Source organism: Nocardia jiangxiensis NBRC 101359, from assembly GCF_000308615.1.
Classification (GTDB): Bacteria; Actinomycetota; Actinomycetes; order Mycobacteriales; family Mycobacteriaceae; genus Nocardia; species Nocardia jiangxiensis.
In genome coordinates this window covers 198121-221861 of sequence record NZ_BAGB01000062.1, presented here as the reverse complement: position 1 = coordinate 221861, position 23741 = coordinate 198121, and the positions used below count along the sequence as shown (strand labels likewise).

The 23741-nt window shown below is 66.9% G+C and carries 24 protein-coding genes and 1 tRNA gene; 9 read left to right on the top strand and 16 right to left on the bottom strand.

Annotated elements, in window-relative coordinates; all coding sequences use genetic code 11:
* A partial coding sequence (locus tag ON40_RS28190) for a TetR/AcrR family transcriptional regulator (protein ID WP_040827910.1) occupies nucleotides 1-550 on the top strand: 550 nt, incomplete at its 5' end.
* Between the two features lie 25 nt (nucleotides 551-575).
* On the opposite strand, the gene ON40_RS28185 is transcribed toward ON40_RS28190, so the two are convergent.
* Together ON40_RS28185 and ON40_RS28180 are read right to left on the bottom strand one after the other, a co-directional pair.
* On the bottom strand, nucleotides 576-872 hold the full coding sequence (locus ON40_RS28185; RefSeq protein WP_040827790.1) for an MTH1187 family thiamine-binding protein: 297 nt from the start codon (nucleotides 870-872) through the stop codon (nucleotides 576-578).
* Nucleotides 869-1345, bottom strand: a complete 477-nt coding sequence (locus ON40_RS28180) for a pyridoxamine 5'-phosphate oxidase family protein (RefSeq protein ID WP_040827787.1) — start codon at nucleotides 1343-1345, stop codon at nucleotides 869-871. Before ON40_RS28180 ends, ON40_RS28185 begins: the two co-directional genes overlap by 4 nt.
* 648 nt (nucleotides 1346-1993) lie before the next feature.
* Between ON40_RS28180 and ON40_RS28175 the strand changes: the two genes are divergently transcribed.
* A complete protein-coding gene (locus tag ON40_RS28175; RefSeq protein WP_040827785.1) occupies nucleotides 1994-3448 on the top strand; it encodes a stealth family protein in 1455 nt (484 codons plus the stop codon).
* 9 nt (nucleotides 3449-3457) lie between these two features.
* On the opposite strand, the gene ON40_RS28170 is transcribed toward ON40_RS28175, so the two are convergent.
* The 6 genes from ON40_RS28170 to ON40_RS28145 all read right to left on the bottom strand — a co-directional run bounded on the left by ON40_RS28170 (nucleotide 3458) and on the right by ON40_RS28145 (nucleotide 10604).
* Entirely contained in the window at nucleotides 3458-4369 is a 912-nt protein-coding gene (locus ON40_RS28170; RefSeq protein WP_040827784.1) for a phosphodiesterase, read from the bottom strand.
* A 138-nt stretch (nucleotides 4370-4507) separates the two neighbouring features.
* Nucleotides 4508-5911, bottom strand: coding sequence for an MATE family efflux transporter (locus ON40_RS28165; RefSeq protein ID WP_040827783.1), 1404 nt, complete (start codon nucleotides 5909-5911; stop codon nucleotides 4508-4510).
* Between the two features lie 130 nt (nucleotides 5912-6041).
* Nucleotides 6042-7073 (bottom strand): PLP-dependent cysteine synthase family protein, encoded by a 1032-nt coding sequence (locus tag ON40_RS28160; protein WP_040827782.1) that lies wholly within the window; start codon nucleotides 7071-7073, stop codon nucleotides 6042-6044.
* A gap of 60 nt (nucleotides 7074-7133) precedes the next feature.
* Entirely contained in the window at nucleotides 7134-8453 is a 1320-nt protein-coding gene (locus ON40_RS28155; protein WP_245568021.1) for a type III PLP-dependent enzyme domain-containing protein, read from the bottom strand.
* On the bottom strand, nucleotides 8444-9406 hold the full coding sequence (locus ON40_RS28150; RefSeq protein ID WP_040827908.1) for an ornithine cyclodeaminase: 963 nt from the start codon (nucleotides 9404-9406) through the stop codon (nucleotides 8444-8446). Before ON40_RS28150 ends, ON40_RS28155 begins: the two co-directional genes overlap by 10 nt.
* Before the next feature lie 40 nt (nucleotides 9407-9446).
* Nucleotides 9447-10604, bottom strand: a complete 1158-nt coding sequence (locus ON40_RS28145; protein ID WP_245568020.1) for a TauD/TfdA family dioxygenase — start codon at nucleotides 10602-10604, stop codon at nucleotides 9447-9449.
* A gap of 189 nt (nucleotides 10605-10793) precedes the next feature.
* Here ON40_RS28145 and ON40_RS28140 point away from each other — a divergent pair, with 189 nt between their 5' ends.
* From ON40_RS28140 to ON40_RS28110, 7 genes are all read left to right on the top strand, one after another.
* On the top strand, nucleotides 10794-11549 hold the full coding sequence (locus ON40_RS28140; RefSeq protein ID WP_051193641.1) for a lytic transglycosylase domain-containing protein: 756 nt from the start codon (nucleotides 10794-10796) through the stop codon (nucleotides 11547-11549).
* A 551-nt stretch (nucleotides 11550-12100) separates the two neighbouring features.
* Nucleotides 12101-13390 carry a phosphopyruvate hydratase gene (gene eno, locus ON40_RS28135; RefSeq protein WP_040827780.1) on the top strand — a complete coding sequence of 430 codons (1290 nt, stop codon included), beginning with the start codon at nucleotides 12101-12103 and terminating at the stop codon, nucleotides 13388-13390.
* A gap of 37 nt (nucleotides 13391-13427) precedes the next feature.
* The gene (locus ON40_RS28130; protein ID WP_040827778.1) at nucleotides 13428-14099 is read left to right on the top strand and encodes an FtsB family cell division protein; all 672 of its coding nucleotides are present in this window, start codon (nucleotides 13428-13430) and stop codon (nucleotides 14097-14099) included.
* Complete coding sequence (locus ON40_RS28125; RefSeq protein WP_040827776.1) at nucleotides 14096-14647, top strand: DUF501 domain-containing protein; 552 nt, start codon at nucleotides 14096-14098, stop codon at nucleotides 14645-14647. The genes ON40_RS28130 and ON40_RS28125 overlap by 4 nt, the downstream gene beginning before the upstream one ends.
* On the top strand, nucleotides 14634-15599 hold the full coding sequence (locus tag ON40_RS28120) for a Ppx/GppA phosphatase family protein (protein ID WP_040827774.1): 966 nt from the start codon (nucleotides 14634-14636) through the stop codon (nucleotides 15597-15599). Before ON40_RS28125 ends, ON40_RS28120 begins: the two co-directional genes overlap by 14 nt.
* 335 nt (nucleotides 15600-15934) lie before the next feature.
* Nucleotides 15935-17401, top strand: coding sequence for a peptide MFS transporter (locus tag ON40_RS28115; protein WP_040827771.1), 1467 nt, complete (start codon nucleotides 15935-15937; stop codon nucleotides 17399-17401).
* 65 nt (nucleotides 17402-17466) lie between these two features.
* Nucleotides 17467-17540 (top strand) — tRNA-Leu (locus ON40_RS28110).
* Here the strand turns inward: ON40_RS28110 and ON40_RS28105 are convergent.
* From ON40_RS28105 to ON40_RS28065, 8 genes are all read right to left on the bottom strand, one after another.
* The gene (locus ON40_RS28105; RefSeq protein WP_063713100.1) at nucleotides 17541-18806 is read right to left on the bottom strand and encodes a tyrosine-type recombinase/integrase; all 1266 of its coding nucleotides are present in this window, start codon (nucleotides 18804-18806) and stop codon (nucleotides 17541-17543) included.
* Complete coding sequence (locus ON40_RS28100) at nucleotides 18806-19021, bottom strand: helix-turn-helix transcriptional regulator (RefSeq protein ID WP_051193640.1); 216 nt, start codon at nucleotides 19019-19021, stop codon at nucleotides 18806-18808. Before ON40_RS28100 ends, ON40_RS28105 begins: the two co-directional genes overlap by 1 nt.
* 7 nt (nucleotides 19022-19028) lie before the next feature.
* Nucleotides 19029-20798: a replication initiator gene (locus ON40_RS28095; RefSeq protein WP_040827769.1), complete on the bottom strand. Its 1770-nt coding sequence runs from the start codon at nucleotides 20796-20798 to the stop codon at nucleotides 19029-19031.
* A complete protein-coding gene (locus tag ON40_RS28090; RefSeq protein WP_040827767.1) occupies nucleotides 20795-21382 on the bottom strand; it encodes an ASCH domain-containing protein in 588 nt (195 codons plus the stop codon). Before ON40_RS28090 ends, ON40_RS28095 begins: the two co-directional genes overlap by 4 nt.
* A gap of 181 nt (nucleotides 21383-21563) precedes the next feature.
* A complete protein-coding gene (locus tag ON40_RS28080) occupies nucleotides 21564-21794 on the bottom strand; it encodes a hypothetical protein (RefSeq protein ID WP_040827763.1) in 231 nt (76 codons plus the stop codon).
* 2 nt (nucleotides 21795-21796) lie between these two features.
* On the bottom strand, nucleotides 21797-22114 hold the full coding sequence (locus ON40_RS28075; protein ID WP_040827761.1) for a hypothetical protein: 318 nt from the start codon (nucleotides 22112-22114) through the stop codon (nucleotides 21797-21799).
* Nucleotides 22111-23436, bottom strand: coding sequence for an FtsK/SpoIIIE domain-containing protein (locus ON40_RS28070; protein ID WP_083895983.1), 1326 nt, complete (start codon nucleotides 23434-23436; stop codon nucleotides 22111-22113). Before ON40_RS28070 ends, ON40_RS28075 begins: the two co-directional genes overlap by 4 nt.
* A complete protein-coding gene (locus ON40_RS28065) occupies nucleotides 23433-23738 on the bottom strand; it encodes a hypothetical protein (protein ID WP_040827759.1) in 306 nt (101 codons plus the stop codon). The genes ON40_RS28070 and ON40_RS28065 overlap by 4 nt, the downstream gene beginning before the upstream one ends.
* Nucleotides 23739-23741 lie beyond the last annotated feature (3 nt).

The following is a 23741-nucleotide window of genomic DNA, read 5'->3' as shown; positions in this document are numbered from 1 at the left end:
TCGGACGCAGGTGCGGGACGCGATCGTGGACAGTGCGGCGGCGCTGGTCTTCGAACACGGCCTGCGCGCGGTGACGATGTCGCAGATCGCCGAACATGCCGGAATCGGGCGCGCGACCCTGTACAAGTACTTCCCCGATGTGGACGCCATTCTGCGCACCTGGCACACCCGCCGGGTCGAGGAACACCTGGCGGAGCTGGTGCGAGTGCGTGCCGGATCCGGCACGGCGGGCGCCCGCCTGACCGCGGTACTGCGTTCCTACGCGCACGGCATGCATCGCGCAGGCCGTCACGATCGGGGACTCGTGCAGGCGCTGCATCCCGACGAGCAGATCTCCGATGCCCGAAACCGGCTGCGGGAGTTGATATCCGAGCTGATCGCCGAGGCGGCCTACAGCGGCGAACTCCGCGACGACATCGCCGCGGACGAGCTGGCCGACTACTGTCTGCACGCCCTGACCGCCGCCGCGGAACTCGGCTCCGACGCCGCGGTGGACCGGCTGGTGGCGGTCACGGCCGCCGGGCTACGGCTGCAGGTCGAGGTCGAATGACGATGATCGGGTCCGACCCGGTCGCTCAGCCCTCGGCGAGATAACGCTCGACGCTGGCCACCTTCGAGGTCATGCCATCGCTGACCCCGGGGCGCACATCGGCCTTGATGACCAGGCTGCAGCGGGAGGAGACGGCCATGACGGCGTCGGTGGCCTGTTTGATCACGGCCATGACCTCGTCCCACTCACCCTCGATGGTGGTGAACATGGAGGTGGTCTCGTTCGGCAGGCCGCTGGCGCGCACGACGCGCACCGCCTCGGCGACCGCGCGTCCGACCTCTTCACCGGACCCGATGGGCGTGACGGAGAAGGCGGCGATCATCGTCGAACCTCGGCCAGCGAACGTAAGGTCGCCACCCGGGATTCGAGATACTGCAGCTCGGATGCGTCCAGCACCTCGCGCTGTATGCCGGTGGTGATGGCGAATGCGGACTGGTGGTGATCGTCGATCACGTCGACGTCGATGTCCACGGCCGTGTAATCGTCCGCGCCCGGCATCGGATCGGCCAGCACGTGCGCCCGGCCCCGCGCGCACAGCGCGACATCGCCGCCGCCGAGAATCAGCAGCGCCACCTCGGGGCGTGCCCGCAATCGTGCCAACGAACCGCGATCGGACTTGAGGCTCAACAGAATTCGACGATCCCCGGCGCGCACCGGCCAGGAGACGGGAATGGCGTGCGGCGCCGGATCGGTCGTCACGAGAACCGCGATCGTATCCACCGGCCACTCCGGCAGGGTGTCCAGTTCGGGATGTTCGGTCGAGGACTCGTGACGTTCTCGGGCTCCGGTTACCATCTCTGCTCACCTCACGGTCGGCTACGCGGCGGGCTGTGCCACAGTTAGCAGTGTAAGCCGTTGCGCCGCATGACCGCTGGCCACGCATATGGTTCGTGATACCGCGCGGATTTCGATGGTATGCCTATCCTCAATTACGAGTGAGAGCTGTGTGCGCGACGGCCACTCGGGGCCCGTTCGCGACGATTTCGTTACTGCCGTGAAAAATGCGTCGGACCAGCGCGGGTATGGATTGACTAATCGGTCTCGCTCGTTGCATCATTCGTAACAGTTCCTCGTCGAGTCGAGGTCTGCAGAGTTACCGGCCGATGGCCGTCCGGTGAAGTTCGCCGGGTGGCGCCGTGTGTGCGGTATGCGCACGCTGCCGGCGATCGTCACAGCAAATCAGCGACGCTTCCATGCGTCCGTCCGTGAGTGAGGTGAGAACGAATGGGATTGCGATCCTCTCGCCATCGATTGTGGGCAGCCTTCCCGAACAGTCTCACCGCGGCGGGGCGAATTCGGGTTCTTCCCTAGCGCTCAACGGTTCTGCCGAGCCCTCCGCCGTGGTGGTGGAGGGCGCTGTGTGTGTTTGTCAGTCAGGGGTGTGGATGCCCGTATTCCGTCGATTCGACGGCACGGGCCGATGTGGAAAACAGGAGATCGGTGATGACGGAATTCGATGCAGTGGACGCGACCGGGTGGGCCGAAGGCTCCAGCGCGGTGCGCAATCTGTCGGTGTCGGCCGCGGTGATCGACGATTTGCGTTATCTGCGAAGTGAATTCGCAGCGGCGGAGGTGCCGTGTCTGCTGGTGCGGGATGCGGCGAGTCGTCCGGTGCTGGCCGTGGATTCCACGTACCGCACGGCGTTACGCCGCGTGCTGGGTGCGTCGATGATCGCCGGATTCTCCTGTAATGAATTGCGCCGCAATGTTATTCGATTGGGCAGAGATGCCGATCCGGCGCATCACGTCGATATCGAACTGTGGGACCAGCACGGCGACACCGTCGAGTGCCCACGTCCCAATGCGTTGACCCGCACCGTTTTCGACCTCGCCGACGTCACCCGCACCACGGTCCTGCTGTTCGACACCAGCTGGCCCACCCTCGACGGCATGTTCGCGCCGCATCCGGCCGACGTCGGCTTCGACATCGATATCGTCTACTCCTGGGTGGACGGCGCCGATCCCGAATTCCGTGCTCGCCGTGCGGGAATGATGGCGCAGGTCGTCGTCGGCGAGGGTGATGCGGCCGATGCCCGCATCCGCCAGATCGACGAGCTGCGGTACGCGCTGCGCTCGGTGCACAAGAACGCACCCTGGATCCGGCGCATCTTCATCGCCACCGATTCGGCCGTGCCCGGCTGGCTGGCGCAGGATCCGAAGGTGACGATCGTGCGTGCGGTGGACCACTTCTCGGACACCGCCGGGCTGCCGGTGTTCAACTCGCATGCCATCGAATGCCAGTTGCAGCACATCGACGGTCTGTCCGAACACTTTCTGTACTCCAACGACGACATGTTCTTCGCCCGTCCGATCCGGCCGTCGATGTTCTTCACCCCGGCCGGGATCAGCCGGTTCATCGAGGCGGGCACGCGAATCGGCCCGGGGGCCAACAACGAACGGCGCAGCGGATTCGAGAACGCGGCCCGGGTGAACCGGCAGCTGCTGACCGAACGGTTCGGCCCGCTGATCACCCGGCATCTGGAACATACGCCGGTTCCGTTGCGTCGCAGCGTATTGCACGAGATGGAACAGGAGTTCGGCGCAGATTTCGCCCGCACCCGGGCCAGCCGGTTCCGGGCGGCCACCGACATCTCGGTCACCAATTCGCTGTATCACTACTACGCCCTGCTCACCGGCCGCGCGGTACCGCAGGAGACGGCGAAGATGCGCTACGTCGACACCACCAGCCACAGCGGCCTGGGCATGCTGCCCACCCTGACCCGACGCCGCAACGTGGATTTCTTCTGCCTCAACGACGGCAGCTTCCCGGAGGTCGCCGAAACCGAACGGGTCCGCGCGGTGTCGGAATTCCTGCAGGGCTATTTCCCGGATCCGGCTCCGTGGGAACTGATCACCGACGACGATCCGCTGGCCGCCCTCGAACCAGGTGCGGCATAACCGGATTCATCAGCCGGGCAGCACGTGCGGGATGCGCCCGGCCTCCGGGATGACGATTCCGGCCTCGCGCAATCGTTGCGCCGCTTGTTCGGGGGTCGCGGGCCGTCCGACGGTCGGCCCGTCGCCGAGCGGGACCACCGAATGCACGACCGTGTCCGGGTAGACGTGCACGTAGTTGAAACTTTGTGCACCGTCTCGGCCGCGCTGGCCGCCGTCGGTGACGGCCAGATCCTGGCTGTAGCAGGCCGAGGACGCCACCGAAACCGGGATTCCGGCGAATGTCGCGGTGGTGGAGAAGTGCAGATGTCCGGCGAGGATGGCGCGCACATCGGTGCCGCGCAGCACCTCGGCGAGGCGGCGCTGATCGCGCAACTCGACCGTGACGGCCAGATCCTGGATGCACGGCACCGGCGGGTGGTGCATGGCGAGGATGCTGCCGAACGGCGCGGGTTCGGCCAGAACCGAACGCAGCCAGGCCAGTTGGGTATCGGTGACCTCGCCGTAGTGCTCGCCGGGCACGGTCGTGTCCAGAACCACGATGCGCAGCCCGTCGACGACGTGCACCCGGTCCAGGGGTTCGGCCGAACCGGGCTCGTCGAGCAGGCGCGCACGCAGGGTGGCTCGGTCGTCGTGATTCCCGGGCACCCACACCACGGGTGCGCCGAGTTGCTCGGCGAGCGGTTCGACCAGTGCGCGCAGCCGGTCGTACGCGTCCGACTCACCCTGATCGGTCAGATCGCCGGTGAAGACGATCGCGGCGGGGATGATCCGGCTGGCCTCGGCCTGGGCGAGCAGCCCACGCAACCGTTCGACCGCGTCGACCGCGCCGTAGAGCGCACCGTCGCCGACCAGATGGGTGTCGCTGAAATGGAACAGAATATGGTCCGGTCGCGGATATTCCGCGACTCTGCTGCTGGGCACCGGACTCCTCCCCGCGCTCGCTCGTCGTCGTGACGGGCACTGTGGCTTCGTCCTCGTTGCCGAGAATAGCGAAACCCGTCCACTCCACAGTGCCCGCGGCCGATGACGACACGCTTACGCGCAGATGAGCGGTTGGGCTCAGGTGTGTCCCGGCAGGCTACCGGCCAGCAGCCTGGGCTCGGCCTGTTCACGCGTGTCCAGATGCGCGAAGTATCGGCGCAGCATCAGCCCGGCAGTGGTCGCCAGACCTGCGGTCAGACCCCACCAGACTCCGGCCGCACCCAGTCCCAGCGGGAAGGCGAGGATCAGCGCTGTGGGCAATCCCACAATCCAGTAGCCGACCAGCGACAGCCGGAATCCTGCCTTGGTGTCGGTCAGGCCGCGCAGCAGACCGTTGCCGATGTTCTGCGCCGCATCGAAGAACTGCAGCACGATCGCGATCAGCAGCAGCGTGTGCGCCAGATGGATGGTGCCGCGATCGTGGCTGGTCAGGAAGGGACACAGCACGATGCTCGGCATGACGAGGTACAGCACGCCGACCAGCGCCGCGACTACCGCCGCATGCCGCAGCGCCAGCCAGGCCAGTGTGCGGGCGCGGCGGTACTCGTCTCGTGCCGCTGTCCGGCTGACCAGGATCGATGCGCCGTGCGAGAGCCCCACCGCCACCTGGAACACGATGTACACCAGCTGATAGACGACATTGTGCGCGGCCAGCGCGGCCGGGCCCAGACTGCCCATCACCAGGGCCAGCACCGAGAACAGGCCCGCCTCCGAGCCGTAGGTCAGCGCGATCGGCGTGCCGAGGCGCAATTCCGCCATCACGGTCGGCCGGCGCACCGGCCACGGCCGCAGCGGCAGGGTCGCGCCGAGTTCGGAATCGTGGTGCACCATCAACCAGAACGCCACGAACATCAGCAGGAACACCAGCGAGGTGGCCACCCCGACGCCGGTCAGGCCCATCGCCGGAATACCCGCCCAGCCGTGCATGAAGGCCAGGGCCGCAACGAGATTCAGTGCGACCGAGCCGAGCGTCACCAGCAGCAGCGCCTGCGGGCGCTGCATGCCGACGGTGTACTGCCGGATCACCTGGAACCACAGGCACGGCAGCAGTCCGGGCGCGAGCGCCACCATCATCGGCCTGGCCTGTGCGAGGACCGCCTCGTCCTGGCCGAGCCACCGCAGCGCCCAGCCCAGGCCGATGAGCACGAGTCCGCCCAGAATGCCCGCGACCGTCGAGATCAGCAGGCTCGCGCGGACCACCTCGCGGATCTCGGTGTCGGCCGGGGCGTTTCGCTTCTCGGCCCGGCTCAGCGCGGTCGCGACCTGATTACCGGTCGCGGTGATCAGCCCGACGCACATGGTGCGGATCTGGTTGAACAGCACCAGCGCCAGTCCACCGGCGGCGACCTGATCCACTCCGAGGGAGCCCATCAGGGCGATATTGGTGGTCGACACCGCGACCTGGGCCAGCTGTGTCATGGCGATCGGCGTCGCGAGGGCGGTCAGCTGCCGTCCGTCCGATCGCATCGTCGTGTTGCTCATCGTGCCGCCTGATCGATGAGAATTACATTCTCACTTAGGTATACCTTACTTCTGAGGATTTTTGGAAACCTCCTTCTCGTAAAGGTATGGGACGGATTCTGCCGGGACGGCGGCGGGATCGGTGGCGAGGTCATCGCGCACCCACCAGATTCTCGGCGGGAGCGGGTGCGTAACGCTCCAGCAGCGCCAGCACCTCGGCCTCGGCCGATTCGTCGAGCAGGTCGCGCTCACTCATCCAGGCGTCGTCGAACACCGTGTCCAGGTATTTCTCGCCGCCGTCGCACACGATGGTGACCACCGTGGAGCCCGGCGGGAACTCCTCGAGCCGGGCCAGCGCGGCATGTACCGAACCGCCCGCCGAACCACCGATCATCAGCCCGAGCTTGCGCGCGACGGCGCGTGCGGTGGCGAAGGCGGCCACGTCGGAGACCTTCACGCCCTCGTCCAGCAGCGAATAGTCCACCGCGGTACCGATCGTCGCGCCCGGCGGGGTGCCGGTGCCGGACTGCCAGTAGGGGCCACCCGGACCGCCGAAGGCGATCGACCCCTCCGGTTCCACGCCGATCACCCGCGCGGGGCGGCCCAGTTCGCGCAGTCGCCGCGCGGTGCCGAACAGCGACCCGCCGGTGCCGACCGCCGACAGCAGGATGTCGACCCGCTCCAGATCACTCAGCAACTCATCGGCAACCGCATAGTAGCCCAGGGCGTTGGCGTCGTTGTTGTGCTGTTCGGTGAAGTACGCGTCGGGCCGGGCAGCGGCCATCTCCTCGGCGAGGTCCTCCCTTGCCGAGGTCGCGAGAGTGTCGTCGCCGTCGTCGGCGACGTAGACGAGTTCGGTTCCCATGGCTTGCATAGCGCGCAATTTGTCCTTGCAGGCGTGGTGGTCGACGACCGCGGTGAAACGGTATCCGCGTTCGGCGGCCACCACGGCCAATCCGAGTCCGGTATTTCCCGATGTGGACTCGATAATATGCCCGCCATTACTCAGCAAACCTCGACGCTCAGCATCGAGCACCATTTCGCGGGCCATCCGGATCTTGGCCGCGCCGGTCGGGTTGAACTGCTCGAGCTTGAGTAACAGCCGGGTACCGGTCGTCGTTGCCGCCAAGTCGAACAGCGGTGTATTGCCGATCAGGTCCGTCACACGCGTGACGAGCGGCATTCGGGTCTCCTCGGTCCAGGGTGCGGTGAAATTACGGTGATATGGGGGTGTGCCGGGCGTTCATCGAGTGTCGAGCGTCCAGCGGAACTGTCCGTCGGAAGTGTCGTACAGCACCACTTTCGGCGGGATGGGCAGCTGGTGGAACGCCGACTCGTTCGAATCCATCTGGTAGCCGGCGGTATTCGGGTAGACGAGCAGATCGCCGAGCTCGGCGGCTCGGGGCAGCGGTATGCGCCGCCAGCTGAGCATGTCCGATTCCAGGCAGGTGGCCGCGCCGACGCTGGCCGCTGTCGGGACGCCCGGCCGATCGGGCCACAGCGTCGGATCGGGCAGGTATTCGCTGTCGAACCACTGCTCGGACAGGCTCAGACTGGTCCCGTCGACGGTGAGCAGCTGATACGAATCATCGTGCGCGGACCGGATTTTCGCTCCCTGCACGCGGAATACGGTGCTGCCCGCCCGATCGAGCAGGGCGCGTCCGGGCTCGATGGCCAGGCGGATCTCGTTCTCGCGCAGGCGCTGCGCCAGATTCCCGTGCCGCAGGATCGCGCGCAGCATGTCCGGGCCGGGGCATTCGGCGTGATACGGATAGTAGGAGTCGAATCGTTTGTCCGCGTGGAATCGCCGCGGGTCCGAGTCGGCGAGGAAATCCTGCCAGGTCCCTTCGCTCAGATAGTCCACGGCGAATCCGCCGCCGATGGAGATGGTCCCCGCACGATGGCCCTGCTCGCGGGCGCCGCGGCACCGTTCGATCAGGGTGACGGCCAGCTCCGCGCGCGCGATCGGATCGTAACCGGACAGGTGAAAGCTGAAGCCCTCCACCGTGATCGGCCCGAGATCGGTGCGCCGCAACGCCGCGTCGAGTTCGGCCTCGGTCATCCCGAAGCGGCTGGTCGATCCCGGCGGCAGCATCCGCAGCAGTACCCGGGCGGGCAGGCCCGCGCGCACGAGCCCGTCCAACTCGTCCGGCGCGTCGACGGCGATGAGCGCACCGTGCCGGGTGGCCAGCCACAGCAGTTCCGGCGACTTCGCCGGGCCGGTCACCATCAGCTCCTCGCCCCGAATGCCCTGCGTCAGCGCGGAACTCAGCTCGCCGATACTCGAGACATCCACTCCCGCACCGTGTTCGGCGCATGCGCGGACCACACAGGCGGCCTTGTTGGCCTTCTTGCCGTAGAAGATCGCACCGTCCACACCGGCCTGTGCGAACGCCGCCCGAAAGCCGTCGACATTGTCGCCGACCCGTTCGGGGTACATCACGTGGAAAGGCCCGCCGACGGCGAATGCGATGTCCCGCAGCAGATCCGGATCCGCCAGCAGGCGCAGTTCCCATTCGTCGCGATGGGCGGGCATCGCCGGAGCGACGATGCTCAATCCCACAGGGCCACCTCCGTACCGCGCCCGTCGGCGATCGCCCGCTCGGCGAGGGCGTGCGCGACCGCGATATCGGTGAGCACCAGACCGCTGTTGTAGACGAAGATGTGCTGGTCGTCGCTGGTGCGGCCGTCGACGCGGCGGCTCAGGATCTGCGGCAGCTCGGCATCGACGCCGCGCAGCCGCCCGTCCGGGCCCGCCATATCGGTTCCGGTGAGCGACATCTGCTGAGCGCTGGTCGCGATCACGCGATCGGCGTCCACCAGCGTCGAGGGGGCCAGGCCGTAACCGACCAGCACCGCCGTGGAACCCGGTGCCAGATCGGTGGATTCGAGGGCGACCGAGGTGCCCGGCCCCGCGGTGGCCAGCACCACGTCGGCGGTGCGGGCGGCCTCGCGCGGATCGGCCACGTCCTTCAGTTCCAGCTGCGGATTGTGGGCGGCGAGGTACTCGTGCACCGCCTTCAGACCCTCCGGATGAGTGCCGTAGAGCATCAGCTTGTCCAGTTGCGGATTCGCCGCGAGCAGGTGCGGCAACGCATTTCGCCCCTGGGTGCCGGTGCCGATGAGTAGTACGCTGCGCGCGCCCGGACGGATCGTCTCCCGAACCAGCAGCGAGGACACCGCCGGAGTGCGCAACGCGCCCACCCGGGCACAGTCCATCATCGCGATCGGCATACCGGTCGCGTCGTCGTACAGGGTGATGGTGGTGTAGTAGCGCTTGGTGCTGCGGTCGTGACTGGGATCGAATTTGTACGAGGTCTTCATCGCGACCACACGACGTCGCCCGTCCCGGCCCAGCATGGCGTACGCCACCGACCAGCCGTCCGGATGGGCCACGCTGAGCTTGCGCGGATTGTCCGACTCTTGCGCTGCCAGAGCCAGATACGCCTCCTCGACCGCGCGCACCACGGCAACGGGAGTGATCGGGACGTCTGCTAGGTCGCTGCGGCTGAGCACACGCAGCGGTGTGGTTCGGGTACTCACGGCAATCCTCGGTTCACTGGTCGTCTGCGGCCTCTGTCTGCCCGTGGCCTGGTGCGCCACGGGTGCCGGTCCTCCCGCCGAACGGGGTGACCGTACGTTGTCCGTAGCCATTTTCCGCCGACTCGGCGGCCGGGCGGTCGCGCGCCAGGCGCACGTTCACCCGTTTGAGCCAGCGATCGGTGCCGTCGTAGCGCGGGGTGAACGGTACCCGGCCGTGCACCACGACGTCGTTGTCGACCAGCAGCAGCTCACCCGGATCCAGAACGGCTGTGTGACAGACCCTTTCGAGCTCCGCGCCGAGATGGTCGTAGGCGCTGCGGAATTCGTCGTCGGCGTCGTCGAGCGGGGTGTAGGCCGGGTCGTAACGCAGCGTGGGATGTGACTCGTCGCCGCCGACCGTGGCGATCGGCGCGGCCGGATAACTGTGAAAGTCGGTGCCGTAGGACACATCCGGCAGGATCGGCAGGCGCGGATGACCGAGCAGGTGGCGCTGCGCCTCGTTCAGGCCCACCTGGCGGACCGAGGACACCGTCGTGCCCACCCGGTCCGGATTGCGCAGGCAGCCCAGCATGAGCAGATGCGCCCGCTGGGGGTGGAACGCGTCCTCGGTGTGCGGGCACAGCAGCGTGGTGCTGCTCGCGCCGGACTGCTCGTGTTCGTGACCGGGCGAGGGGAGGATGTTGTTGACCAGTCGTCCGCCCTGCTGCCCCTGCCAGCCGAACGGCTCGCCCGCGCTGCGGGCCAGCAGCAACATGGTGACGTCCAGCCGGAACGATGCCCGGCCGCGTGCGGGATCCCCACTCCAGGCCGCGGCCTCGCGCCAATCCTGCGGAGTCGGGCCGAGATCGTCGTCGAGCAGCGGTAATCCGGTGAGCACGGCTGCTCCGGCGCGGGTCGCGGGCGGGCGCACGGCGCTGCGCACGGATTCGGGTAACTCGGTGGCGCGCGCGTCGACGAGGTCGATCAGTCGCGGATCGGCGAGGGTGCGACACGCCTGCTCGGACACACCCGGCATCGCGCGAAATGTGACGGCGATCTCAGTGGCCGCGGTGTGCACGGCGTGTGCCGCGGACGCGGTGAGCGTGCGGCGCTCGATCGGTTCGTCGGGGGAACGACGGGGTGCGGTGTCGACGGGGTGGTGCGGGTTACGTTCGCAAAGAACGTGATTCACCAGGGATTCCCTTCTGCGAGGCATGGTGAAGCATCGGGAGGACCACTCGTCTGCGAAGGTAGTCGCTTCAACCTTATTAAGCAAGCCTTACCTAATAAGTGCGAGTTAAGATAGCCAACCCACATCGCGACAAACAGAGATCACCGTAGCGGATCGGCGCCCGGATCAACGCATCTGGATGATGGTGGAGTGTGTGGTGCGAGGACCGGTGGTCGCGTCGTTGCAGCTGCTCGCGTCGGCGTGTTCGCCCTCGTCGCGGCGGTTCTCGTGCTGTCCGGGTGCGGAGTGGGCGAACACCTCCCGCCGATCCCGGACGGAATTCCGCCCGGGCCCGGCGCGGCGGTTCCGGCGATCGATCTGGACGCACCCGGGCGCACCGCCGGGCAGTTGCACGGCTGGGCCGCCGATCGATCCGATGCGCTGAACATCCCCGTGATGGCTTTGGAGGCATACGGTTACGCCGCGGCCGTGCTGGCCCGTTCGCGGCCGGACTGCGGAATCGGCTGGACCACCCTGGCCGGGATCGCGAACGTGGAGAGTCGGCACGGCAGTCACGGCGGCGCGCACATCGAGTCCGACGGCCGGGTCACACCGCCGATTCGCGGTATCCCGCTGGACGGATCACCCGGCGTGGCAAAGATTCTCGACGAGGAGGCCACCGCGCGCACAGGCAGCTCGGTGTACGCCCGCGCGATGGGCCCGTTCCAGTTCCTGCCCGAGACCTGGCGCCGCTGGGGCGTGGATGCCAACGGCGACGGCGTCGCCGATCCGGACAGCATCGATGACGCGGCCCTGACCGCCGCACGCTACCTGTGCGTGAGTGGCGGCAACCTGTCCACCGCCGCAGGCTGGCAGAAGGCATTGCTCACCTACAACCAATCCACCGCATACATGGCCGAGGTCCGCCGCGACGCCGCCGCTTACAGCATCGGCAGACACCCGTAATTTCGCTGAATTTTCGGCCTCCGCTTCGCTGCGGCGGGTTTTCGGCGCTGTAAGGCTCGTCGCTGCGCCCTCGAGACTCGGCCTTCGGCCATGCGCTTCGAGGGCACAGCGACGAGCCCGCGCCGAAAACCTCGGGGTTGGCCTTGTTGAGCCTTTCGCTTCGCGGGCGACTACCAGCCGGACGGAGACGCTTCGCCGCTGAGCACGTTCGGGGTAGTTGGTAGCGAGGCCCTGCACGTTTCGGGTGGGTGCTGAGCCTTTCGCTTCGCGAGCGAGTGCCAGCGGGTCGGCGACGCTTCGCCGTGAGTACGTTCGAGGTGGTTGTAGCGCGGCGCTGCGGGCGGGGCGGATGTCGCACTGGATGCGTGGATCCGCACGCGTTGTGGTGGGCTGCTGCGGGTGCTTATGCAGGTAAGCGGTGCTGGTGGGCATGTGGTTCGGGTGGGCGCTGATTGCCTGGGCTAGGCTCGCTCTGCACGGGATTGCCGTGCGACCTGCTCATGAACGGCGGTGAGCAGGACCGTCGTTGCTGCCGAAGGAGTGTCGTTTTCGTGGCCATCATCGAACAGGTCGGAGCTCGCGAGATCCTGGATTCGCGCGGAAACCCCACCGTCGAGGTCGAGATCGCTCTCGACGACGGCACGCTCACCCGCGCTGCTGTGCCCTCCGGTGCATCCACCGGTGAGCACGAGGCGGTGGAGCTGCGCGACGGGGGTGAGCGGTACGGCGGCAAGGGTGTGCACAAGGCCGTCGAGGGTGTCCTCGACGAGATCGCGCCGGCCGTGATCGGCCTGGACGCGGTCGAGCAGCGCACCGTCGACCAGGTCCTGCTGGATCTGGACGGCACCCCGGACAAGTCCCGCCTGGGCGCGAACGCGCTGCTGGGCGTCTCGCTCGCGGTGGCTCGCGCCGCCGCGGAGTCCTCGGGCCTGGAGCTGTTCCGTTACCTGGGCGGCCCCAACGCGCATGTGCTGCCGGTGCCGATGATGAACATCCTCAACGGTGGCGCCCACGCCGACACCAGCGTCGACGTGCAGGAGTTCATGATCGCGCCGATCGGCGCGCCCACCTTCCGGGAGGCGCTGCGCTGGGGTGCGGAGGTCTACCACGCGCTCAAGGCCGAGCTGAAGGCCAAGGGCCTGTCCACCGGTCTGGGCGACGAGGGTGGTTTCGCCCCCGATCTGGCCGGCGGCACCCGCGAGGCGCTGGATCTGATCGCCGCCGCGATCGGCAAGGCCGGGTACAAGGTCGGCAGCGAGGTCGCGCTGGCCCTGGACGTCGCGGCCACCGAGTTCTACACCGCCGGAACCGGCTACACCTTCGAGGGTTCGGTGCGCACCGCCGAGGAGATGACGGCTTTCTACAACGAGCTGCTCACGGCGTACCCGCTGGTCTCCATCGAGGATCCGCTGTCCGAGGACGACTGGGCGGGCTGGGTCTCGCTGACCGACGAGATCGGCGACAAGATCCAGATCGTCGGCGACGACCTGTTCGTCACCAACCCGGAGCGCCTCGAGGACGGCATCGCCAAGGGTGCGGCGAATGCGTTGCTGGTCAAGGTGAATCAGATCGGCACGTTGACCGAGACCCTGGACGCGGTCGACCTGGCCCACCGCAACGGCTACAAGACCATGATGAGCCACCGTTCGGGCGAGACCGAGGACACCACCATCGCGGATCTGGCCGTCGCGGTCGGCAGCGGTCAGATCAAGACCGGCGCCCCGGCCCGCAGTGAGCGCGTCGCCAAGTACAACCAGCTGCTGCGCATCGAGGACGCGCTGGGCGATTCGGCCCGCTACTCCGGGGACGTTGCGTTCCCGCGCTTTGCCGTCGAGGGATAGTACCGTCGGAGTCGTTGTGGCGGCGGAGGTGTGAGAGATGACCGAACGGCGGGCGCGCGGCACCAGTCCGGGCGGACGTGGTGACCGCCGCTCGTCGCGGTCGGCCCATTCCCGTCCGGAACGGAACGTCTCCACGCCTCCGGCCCGCACGGCCGCGGGCAAGCGGCCCGTGCAGCGCAGGACCTCGGGTTCGAGGTCCGAATCCGGTCTCGCCGCGCAGAATTCGTCCCGGCGCACCGCCGCCCGCAAGGCGAAGGACAGGCGCGAGCACCGGTTCCTCGGGCTGTCGACCGGACGTGCGGTGCTGCTGGCGGCGGTGCTCTGTGCGCTGGCGCTGACCTTGGCGGTGCCGATGCGCACCTATCTGAGCCAGCGCGCCGAGGCGACCCAGCTGGCCCAGCAGCGCCGCGACCTCGAGGACAACGTGGCCCGCCTGCGCGATCGCCGTGCCCAGCAACAGGATCCCGCGTACATCAAGTCCGAGGCGCGCGAGCGGCTGCGGCTGGTGATGCCGGGGGACACCGCGTACGTCGTGCAGGTCCCCGGTATCGAACAACCCGCGGTGCCCACTCCGACCGCCGCACCCCGCAAACTCGACCCCTGGTACACCGAGCTGTGGCGCAGCATGAACAACCCGCAACCGGTTCCGGCGGCCGCGCCGCAGACCGGCACGCCGCCACCCTCGACCCCGGAAGGACACCCCCGGTGACCGACACTCCACCCAGCGACGCCGATCTCGAGATCGTCGCCCGGCAGCTGGGCCGTTCGCCGCGCGGCGTCCTCGCCATCGCCTATCGCACTCCGGACGGGCAGCCCGCGGTGGTGAAGACCGCACCCCGGCTTCCTGACGGAACCCCGTTCCCGACCCTGTACTACTTGACCGATCCGCGCCTGACCGCCGAGGCCAGCCGTCAGGAGGCCGAGGGCCTGATGCGCGGGATGACCGAGCGGATCGCGACCGATCCGGCGCTCGCGGCCGCCTATCGTCGCGCCCACGAGAGCTATCTGGCCGAGCGTGACGCCATCGAATCGCTGGACACCGATTTCAGCGGCGGCGGCATGCCCGAGCGGGTCAAATGCCTGCATGTGCTGATCGCGCACGCCCTGGCCAAGGGGCCCGGGGTGAATCCGTTCGGCGACGAGGCGGTCGCGCTGGCCGCCGAGGGTCGGCTGCGCGGCACCGCGATCCCGGCCGATTGGCCGAAATACGAGCAGTACCAGGCGGATTCGACAGGAGGCTCGGATGGCGACGAATGACCGGGTGGGTGCGGTCGATTGCGGCACCAATTCGATCCGATTGCTGATCGCCGACGTGGCTGCCGGGTCGTCGGATCGGCCGCGGCTGACCGATCTGCATCGGGAGATGCGCATCGTGCGGCTGGGCCAGGGCGTGGACGCCACCGGCGAGCTGAATCCGGAGGCGATCGAACGCACGCGCGTCGCCCTGCACGATTACGTGGATCTCATGCGTGATGCCGGGGTCTCCACGGTTCGCATGGTCGCGACCTCAGCCACCCGCGATGCCCGCAATCGCGACGACTTCTTCGCCATGACCGCAACGGAATTGGGGCGTGTGGTTCCGGGCGCGCAGGCCGAGGTGATCACCGGCGACGAGGAGGCCCGGCTCTCCTTCGCCGGTGCGGTCGGTGAATTGTCCAGTGCCGAAGGGCCTTTCGTGGTCGTCGATCTGGGCGGCGGATCCACCGAGGTCGTCCTCGGCGATGCCCGGGGTGTGCAGGCGGCCTACTCGGCCGATATCGGCTGTGTGCGCCTGACCGAACGTCATCTGCACGGCAACCCGCCGACCCCCGAAGAGGTCGTCTCCGCGCGGTTCTTCGCCGAGCAGCGGTTGGCTCAGGCGTTCGGCGTGGTGCCGGTGGAACGTGCGCACACCTGGGTCGGCGTCGCCGGAACCATGACCACGATCGCCGCGGTCGCTCTCGACCTGCCCGAATACGATTCGGAGAAGGTGCATCTCACTCGGTTGAGCCTCGATGAACTCCGGACGGTCTGCCATCGGCTGATCGGCATGAATCACGACGAGCGCGCGGCTCTGGGCCCGATGCATCCCGGCCGGGTCGATGTGATCGGCGGCGGTGCGGTGATCGCCGAGGTGCTGGCGGACGATCTGGCTCGCCGGGCGGGGATCAGTGAGCTGATCGTCAGCGAGCACGACATTCTCGACGGCATCGCGTTGTCGCTGGTCTGAACCAGCCGGAAATGTACGTGGCTGTACATTTCCCAGCCGCGCCTCGGTCGAGGCGACCGGCCAGTAGGAATCGTTCGGTGCCGGTTCGATCGCGCATCTGTGAGCGTTCACATACGGCTATTTCGAGGGTGCAGAATGTTCAATCGGCCACCCTGACGGTTGCCCTCCTGCGAGCAGAATGCTCATAGTCTGATCATTCTGCTCGTAAATATCGTCACAGATCCGACGAACTGACTACTCTTCCTTCGGCGGCGAACCGGCAACCGGTTCGCATCATGCACCGCAACCGCCATGCTGGTTGCTGGGAAATTGCGTGTCATGGAAAGGTCGAATGCATGACGGAGGTGGACCACCAGCCCGAACGGGCAGCCGAACGCACCGTGTTCGGACATCCGATCGGTTTGGTGAATCTGTTCGGGGTCGAGCTGTGGGAACGGTTCTCGTACTACGGCATGGTCACGATCCTGGGGTACTACCTGTACTACTCGCTCACCGAGGGCGGGCTCGGGCTGGAGAAGACCACCGCGACCGGCATCGTCGGCGCGTACGGCGGCGTGGTGTACATGTCCACCGTGCTGGGCGGCTGGCTGGCCGACCGGGTGCTGGGTATGGAGCGCACGGTCTTCTACGGCGGTGTGGTGGTCATGGCCGGGCATATCGCGTTGGCCGTACTGCCCGGCCTGGCCGGGGTGGGTGCGGGCCTGGCGCTGGTCGCGCTCGGTAGCGGTGCGCTGAAGGCGAATGCGTCCTCGCTGCTGGGCACCCTGTACGAGAAGGGCGACCCCCGCTGCGACGGCGGGTTCACGCTGTTCTATCTCGGCGTCAATCTCGGTGCGTTCATCGGACCGCTGATCACCGGTGTCCTGCAGACCGATCTGGGATTCCACTACGGTTTCGGCGCGGCGGCGATCGGTATGGCGCTGGGGTTGATCCAGTACGTGGTGTTCCGGCGCAACCTGGGCACGCACGGACGTATCGTTCCGAACCCGTTGCCGCGCAATCAGATTCCAATGGTGATCGGATTCGTCGCCGTGGTCGTCGCGGTGGTCGCGATCGCGGGGGCGACCGGACTGGTGCGGCTGTCCGATATCGCGTGGTGGATCACCGGCATCATCGCCGTCGCATCGGTCGTCTACTTCTATCTGATGTTGCGAAGCCCGAAGGTCACGCCGCTCGAGCGGGTCCGGGTGCGCGCGTTCATTCCGTTGTTCATCGCCAACGCCGTCTTCTGGTCGTTGTTCCAGCAGATCTTCACCGTGCTCGCGGTGTACTCCGACGAGCGGATGAACTGGTCGGTATTCGGCTGGACCGCGCCGTCGAACTGGATCGGCTCGGAGGAACCAGTCTGGGTGATCGCCCTGTCACCGCTGTTCGCGCTCATGTGGACGCGGCTGGGTAACCGGGCGCCGACGACGCCGCGCAAATTCGCCTACGGCGTGATCGGGATGGGCGTGGCGTTCATGCTGTTCGTACTGCTGTCCGGATTCGAGGGCAAGACGGTACCCGCGCTGCTGGTCTTCTTCATCCTCGGCGCCTTCGCGGTGTCGGAGCTGATGCTCTCCCCGATCGGCCTGGCCGTGACGACCCAACTCGCGCCCGAGGCGTTCCGCGCGCAGATGATGGCCCTGTACTTCTTCTCCGTCGGCATCGGCACATCCATGTCCGGCGTGTTGGCCGACTACTACAGTCCCCATCACGAGGTCGCCTACTTCGGCATCATCGGCCTGGTCACGATCGTCGTCGGCATCGTCGTCTACTTCCTGGGCCCCCGCATCAGCCGCCTGATGGAAGGAGTTCACTAACTCATACCGCCGAACCTACGCAGAATTCCGAGACGGACGTACGACTTCGGTACGCTAACCGGGTCGCCCCCGTAGCCCAATTGGCAGAGGCAGCGGACTTAAAATCCGCCCAGTGTGAGTTCGAACCTCACCGGGGGCACTACGACACCGCAGGTAGATCGGGGTCCGCGGGGCGATCGGCGGACTGTTGGGCCCGCCTCGTCCGCAGTTCGTCCGCAGCAGAAATCGCACCAGCATCCATCGCGGCGGCCACCGAGTCCAGATCATCGGGGAACAAGTGCCCATACAAGTCGAGGGTGAGGGTGGCCGTCTTGTGCCCGAGCATCCTCTGCACGACCTTGATGTTCGCTCCGGAACTGATCGCCAGCGACGCCGCGGTGTGGCGAAGACCGTGCGGGACCATCCCGGTGATGCCCACAGCTTCGGCCGCCTGGTCGAAGGCCCACCGGAACTCGCCGAGGGACAAGAACTGATCACCCTTGCGACCCGTGAACACCAACGCGGACGCATCACGGTCAGCGATCATCGAGGCCAACTCTTTGCCGAGAAAATCCGGAACCGGGACCAACCGCGAGCTGTGGTTCTTGGTGTCCGTCTCCACCATGCCCTGACCTGCGACATTGGTTGCTGACCGGGCGATCCGAATGCGATTGGTATCCAGATTGATGTCCGCGGTACGCAGCGCAACCGCCTCGCCGAAGCGAATACCGGTGTAGGCCAGAGCCAGCACCATGGGCCGAAATCGGCCGGCGGCCATGGCGAGTTCAAGCACCTGCAGATGCGTGAGGAACCGCTTCTCCGCCACAGACTTCGACGGAAGGTCCACTTCCTCAGCAGGATTCGCCACCAGACGCTTGGACTTGATCGCGAACCGCAACACCTGATCGAGCACCTGATACGCCTGAATGACCCGAGACGGCGACAACCCGCGGCCCTCGAAGCGATAACTCCCCGTGCGAGCGAGTTGCACCACCCATTCCTGAATGTCTTCGAACTCGATGTCCCGCAACGGGATCGAGCCCCACCGCGGTTTCACGTTCCGATCGAGCAGCGACCGATACCCCGCCACAGTCTTCGGTTTGCGGAACTCCTTCGTGGCGATCCACTTCTCGGCCACCACCTCGAACAGCACACCGGACCGATCCGGATCCACCCATGTCCCGGTCACGACCTTCGTCGTCACATCGCCATCGAGAAACTTCTGAGCCGCAACCTTCGTCGCGAACCCCCTGGCGCGCTCCACACCATTCGGATCGACGTACCGGGCCCGCCAGCGCTTGCCCTTGCCGAACAGATCCGTTTTCGCCCGCTCGCTGGTCTTCTTGCCCGTTTCCGCGTCGACCACGATGACGGTCTTGTACCAGCGATCCTCGACACCAGACCGCGCATTCCGCTGTGTCTTCATCACGCAGCCTGCCCACCCCGAGCGGTTGTCTGTTCCTGCTCAGCGATCCAGGCCATCACGACAGACTTCTTCCACACCCGCCGACGCGGCCCCATCTTGAAGCTCTCCGGCCCGTAGCCGACATGCGCCCACCACCGCCAGGTGGCTTCCGGAATCCCGGTCAGCGCCTCCAACTGCTTTGCCCGTAGGTAGGTCTCGTCCTCGATCATGGTCATTCCCCTTCTATGCCGCTTCCGGAATTGCCGAAAGTTCTTGTGCCCCTGGCGGGTCCGTGATCAGGCCCTTTGCTGTCAGGTATTCGTTCTGCCACACCGTGCGCTGTGCGATGGCGGACATGATCAGGTGCTCGCGCCGAGGGACGTCCGGGTCGCTGGGTTCGGTCAGCCGGACGACCCAGCCCTTGGCCTGTTCGTTCTTGGCGATGCCGACCGCGGCGAGGACTTGCCGAACGAATTCGATCCGATCGGCCTTGTGATCCGGGAGGGTCTTGTTGCTCCAGCGCCGAGAGACCAGCACTCGCCGACCACGCAAACCGAGGGTGTCCCGACGATGGGCTTTGCCCTTGCAGCGGCCCGGCTGGGTCTTGGCCTTGGCGTTGCGCGGGGAGATTCCGTAGCGCAGCCATACCGAGCACGTCGGCGAGCACGGGGTGCGCTGCAGCTCGGCGTGTAGCCGCTCATAGTGCCGACGGGTGCGTTCGTTCGGAGCGTCCAGGACTTCGGCGATGGACTTGGTGAGGTACTTGGTCAGATAGCCGATCAGCCTGCCCGCATCCTTGCCGGGCACCACGCCCTTGCCCTTGCCAGGACGAACCGGCCCGTGCTCGCCGTCAGCATCCAGGGCCGTGCCGTCATCGTCGTCGGCGATGTCCTGCGTGTCGGACTGCACGCCCCAGCGGATCACGTGCGCGGGTTGGATCTCGTCCATCTCGTCCATCAGCGCCAGCGCGTCATCGAAGCTGGACAGCAGATATCCGGTATCCGGATCGGCGAATCCACCGGCCTGGTGGTCCCATGTCGGCATGTGCCCGTCGGTGTAGACCTCGTGGTCGAAGTGCGGCCACCACACCTGGTGATAGGTGGCGGACAGCACCTGATCCATCAGCGCATGCGGATCGGTGCCACGGGCAGCGATATGGATATGCGGAGCCCCACGGCGCTGGGGTTCGACGGCGGCGAAGTACTGCACATCACGGCCCGCAGCGCGCCGCCAGTTCTGCACGTACCGGTCGAACAACTGCGGGAAGAACATCGCATCGCGCGCCGCGCGCCTGTAGTCGTAGGTGTCCGGATTGATCGGCGAACCGTCCCCGCACACCTTGCCCTTGCTGTTGACCGCGCCGTCACGATGGCAGGGACCGTAGGACGGCAGCGTGCACGTGCGGAACGTCGAAGGTTGATGCTTGCCAGCGAACTTGCGCCCGACCGTGGTCTTGGCGACCTTCTTACGCGGCAGGTTCGGTGCGTCCTGACGCCGCTTGGTCGAGCGGGACCGGCGAGACCGCGACACCGCATCGATGCCCGGAATACGGCCCTGCATCCCCGACTCCCGCAACTCCCGATCCAGAGACGCGATCACCTCCCGGAACCCCTCAGCGGTCTCCTCATCCCCCAACTCGCGAGCCGCCTTGTAGTCGGCCAGCATGTCCGCACGAGCAGTCAGCAAGCCCTGTTGATGCTCGGTCGCACGGTCGCGGTCACTGACCGGTTCCTCTGTCATGTGCCAGCCCTCGTTGCACTGGGTGACCCGCAGGGCCCGCGCCTTCGCCGCACACGAAGGGCAGTCCGACGCCCGAGTCGACTTGCACGCCGCGGCAACATATTTCGACTCACCGGTGTCCGGGTTGAATGCCCGCATCGGGACCGGACGTTTGCACACCCCGTACTTCTCCGCCGCCGCTTCGGCGATGTCCACCAGGTTCGGCAGGGCACGCCGTTCGGCCGCGGTCAGTCGAGTCGGATCTGAAGTCGGTTCTGTTGCCGCAGTGGTCATTTCATCACTCCCGGAATCTCGAACAACGACAACTGACCGCGGCACGCACACCGGGGGACATCCTTCGCCGGAGAGGTGCGAGCACGTCTGCGCTTGGAGTTCGCCACCTGCTCCGCCGCGGCCTGCACAATCGGATTGATCTGCGGCGCCCGTGCTTCCGGCCCGAGACTGCCAGCGAGCGCGGCCAGCAGGTCCGGGTCCTCGCAGCCGTACAGGTTCAGCCGTCCGCGGCCAGGAACCGGAGTGGCGAAGGCGATCGGGTCGCTCAGGACCCAGTGGTATCCGCCCGGGGTCGGATCGCCGAACCACGTGCAGCAGTCCCCCGAAGGGTGCACATCGTCGAGCACCACCGACCCCAGATACCCACTCGCGCACCACTGGGCCGAATCCATGCCCGAAATAGCGAGTCCCGCAGCCACTTCCGCGCCTGCCTGATCGAACGTCTTACCGGCGTGGATGACCAGTCGCCCGCGGTACCCGGTGGACCATGACCGATTCTCGACCAGCTTGTAACCGGCGACGATCAGATTCGCCCACGGCCGCCGCACCGACAAGCAGCGCACCGATTCCACGTTCTCGTTCATGCCGCCCGATCTCCACTGTGACGATGAATGCCGATATCGGTTGCGGGGTGAGGGATTTCGTCGGTCTGGCCGCGGGTGCAGGACGGGCAGCGGAACACCTGCACGTAGGTGTCGGTGCCGTAAACCGGTCGGTTGTGCCGGACCATCGGCAGGCCGCAGCAGGCCGGAATCGGGGTGGTGTTCATGCCGCCCAGCCCCCATCGCCGTAGCCGTCGTAGTCGATGCCGTCATCCCAGCCCGGGACGTGACCGGTTTCCGCCCACGCGTGCACCGCCAGGGAGACCCCGTCCAATCCGGACCGTTCGTAGTGGCAGCGCCGACGAGCCCGGATGTCGACCACCGCGTCGATCGCATCGGCCTCGATCTTGGCCGCGCGAGCCCGCTCGGACTGGCGAATCTTGTTGGTACTCATGGCTATTCCTCGATTTCTGTTTCGGAGATGCCGCACACGGAGCAGGTGCGGAAATCAGGCTTGGAACCCAGCAGCCGACGCCGGGGCTCAGGGAAGGTGTGGCCGTGGTCGAGGCAGCGAGCCGAGGCGAGGCAGCCGTCGCACAGCACCTTGTCTCCGTCGTAGACCCAGCCGACACCGGCACCACGACCGGTGATGTAGGCGATCGCTTCGTTGACCGAGGCGAAACACAGTTGGTCGTAACGGATTTCGGAGTAGCGGTCGCCGCAGCCGTCGCAGTGCACCACCACGTGTGCCACGGTCAGGAAGCCGGTCTTCATGCCGCCAGCCCCTGACCGTCGCCGGGGATCTCGTCGCCGAGGTCATCCGGGTCGAAATCCGAGTAGTCCTCGGTCGGACCGGCGATCTCCGGCGCAGGAGAGTAGGCATCCACGATGGTGTTCGCGTCGTCGTCGGAGACCCAGAACGCCCGCACCCGAACGAATTCCGTGGAGCCGTCTTCGCCGACGTAGCCGACGCCTTGGGTGTCGGCGGAGATCTTGTCGCACAACGCGCCGCGGTCCCGGGCACCCTGTCCGTGGACCATGGTGGTCTGATTCGGCTCATCGAGGCGCAGTCCGACCCGGACCGGGAACAGCTGCCGGTTGGGCATGGTGTCCTTGGCCGGATCCTGCAACGCGGCGATGACCGTGACCGCGGCAGCGCGGCCCTTGGACAGCAGCTGTCCGGTCAACTGCCGGAACTTCTCCCGGTCATCGCGGTCCGCATAGGAGGACAGCGACGCGGCCTCATCGATGATGATCAGGATCAGCGGTTCATCCGCGGAGGGAACGAGTTTGCGCAGTCCGGCACGACGCATCCGGACCAGCCGCTCATCCATCTCGGACACGGCCTGCTCCAGCATCGCCAGAATCGTGTCCGCATGTGTGGCGAACTCGGTGAACAACTTGTCCTCACCGCAGCCGAACTCCGCACCGCCCTTCGGATCTGCCATCCGCACATCGACCAGCCCGGCTTTGATCGCCGGACCGAGACCGGCCAGGATCGACCAGAGCACCGAGCCCTTCCCCGAGCCCGTAGCGCCAGCCAGGAGGATGTGGGCGTAGAGGATGCGCAGGATCCAGGCGTAGCCGTCTTCGCGGACACCGACCGGGACCGCTTCGAGATCCACATCATTGGAGACCACGCCCGGCCACACTGCCGGGGCAGCGAGGGTGTCGTGCACCCTCATCTCGAGACGGACCCAGCCCGGGGCAGGCGAGGACACACTCACCCGCTCCACGCCCACGTAGGCGGCCATGCGGGCGGTCACGGTCTCGTTGGACCAGTCCGCCAGGGACTGTCCGCCCCGCATCAGCACATCCACCGAGATCCCGTGGAGGCTGTAGTCCCACCACTCGATCGACGGGAATCCCTTGTCCACGGACCCAAGGCTCAGATCCAGGAACATCCGCAGCGAGAACGCGGGCAGCGCAACGCACATCACCGCACCACGCAACGCCACCGGAGCCTGACCGACGATCTGGTCAGCGGACAGCGGAGCGGACTGGACCGGCATCCGGGACCAGCGGCACATCCGAGCGGACAGCGCCAGCACGCCAGCCGCGGACACCGCATACGGCAGCATCGAGACCACGCTCATGACCGGCCCCCGAACTCCAGAGGCATGCCCAGGTCGCAGAACAAGCGGCAGCCGCTCGAATCCTGCACCGGCGGGAGCGGAGGCTCGTCGCAGAGCATCACGCAGCCCGGAGCACCGGCCGGGGCCGTTGTCGGCGTCGGGACCGCCGAGGTGACCGCGGAGGCAGGACGGACCGGGCCCGGGTCGGTGTGGTGGCCGAATGCCAGCAGCACACCCAGGCCAACTACCGAGGTCACCAGGACACCGGCGGCCACCGGGCCCGCTTCGCGGACGATGAACGTTCCTTCGAAGTGCCTTTCCATGGC

What these genes read in the sequence shown, in the direction of transcription:
- ON40_RS28130 (WP_040827778.1), top strand. Translation starts at nt 13,428, where the DNA reads ATGACCGAACGGCGGGCGCGCGGCACCAGTCCGGGCGGACGTGGTGAC.
- ON40_RS28160 (WP_040827782.1), bottom strand. Translation starts at nt 7,073, where the DNA reads ATGCCGCTCGTCACGCGTGTGACGGACCTGATCGGCAATACACCGCTG.
- ON40_RS28100 (WP_051193640.1), bottom strand. Translation starts at nt 19,021, where the DNA reads ATGACCATGATCGAGGACGAGACCTACCTACGGGCAAAGCAGTTGGAG.
- ON40_RS28065 (WP_040827759.1), bottom strand. Translation starts at nt 23,738, where the DNA reads ATGGAAAGGCACTTCGAAGGAACGTTCATCGTCCGCGAAGCGGGCCCG.
- ON40_RS28080 (WP_040827763.1), bottom strand. Translation starts at nt 21,794, where the DNA reads ATGAGTACCAACAAGATTCGCCAGTCCGAGCGGGCTCGCGCGGCCAAG.
- ON40_RS28105 (WP_063713100.1), bottom strand. Translation starts at nt 18,806, where the DNA reads ATGAAGACACAGCGGAATGCGCGGTCTGGTGTCGAGGATCGCTGGTAC.
- ON40_RS28090 (WP_040827767.1), bottom strand. Translation starts at nt 21,382, where the DNA reads ATGAACGAGAACGTGGAATCGGTGCGCTGCTTGTCGGTGCGGCGGCCG.
- ON40_RS28165 (WP_040827783.1), bottom strand. Translation starts at nt 5,911, where the DNA reads ATGAGCAACACGACGATGCGATCGGACGGACGGCAGCTGACCGCCCTC.
- ON40_RS28070 (WP_083895983.1), bottom strand. Translation starts at nt 23,436, where the DNA reads ATGAGCGTGGTCTCGATGCTGCCGTATGCGGTGTCCGCGGCTGGCGTG.
- ON40_RS28180 (WP_040827787.1), bottom strand. Translation starts at nt 1,345, where the DNA reads ATGGTAACCGGAGCCCGAGAACGTCACGAGTCCTCGACCGAACATCCC.
- ON40_RS28075 (WP_040827761.1), bottom strand. Translation starts at nt 22,114, where the DNA reads ATGAAGACCGGCTTCCTGACCGTGGCACACGTGGTGGTGCACTGCGAC.
- ON40_RS28120 (WP_040827774.1), top strand. Translation starts at nt 14,634, where the DNA reads ATGGCGACGAATGACCGGGTGGGTGCGGTCGATTGCGGCACCAATTCG.
- ON40_RS28115 (WP_040827771.1), top strand. Translation starts at nt 15,935, where the DNA reads ATGACGGAGGTGGACCACCAGCCCGAACGGGCAGCCGAACGCACCGTG.
- ON40_RS28185 (WP_040827790.1), bottom strand. Translation starts at nt 872, where the DNA reads ATGATCGCCGCCTTCTCCGTCACGCCCATCGGGTCCGGTGAAGAGGTC.
- ON40_RS28175 (WP_040827785.1), top strand. Translation starts at nt 1,994, where the DNA reads ATGACGGAATTCGATGCAGTGGACGCGACCGGGTGGGCCGAAGGCTCC.
- ON40_RS28095 (WP_040827769.1), bottom strand. Translation starts at nt 20,798, where the DNA reads ATGACCACTGCGGCAACAGAACCGACTTCAGATCCGACTCGACTGACC.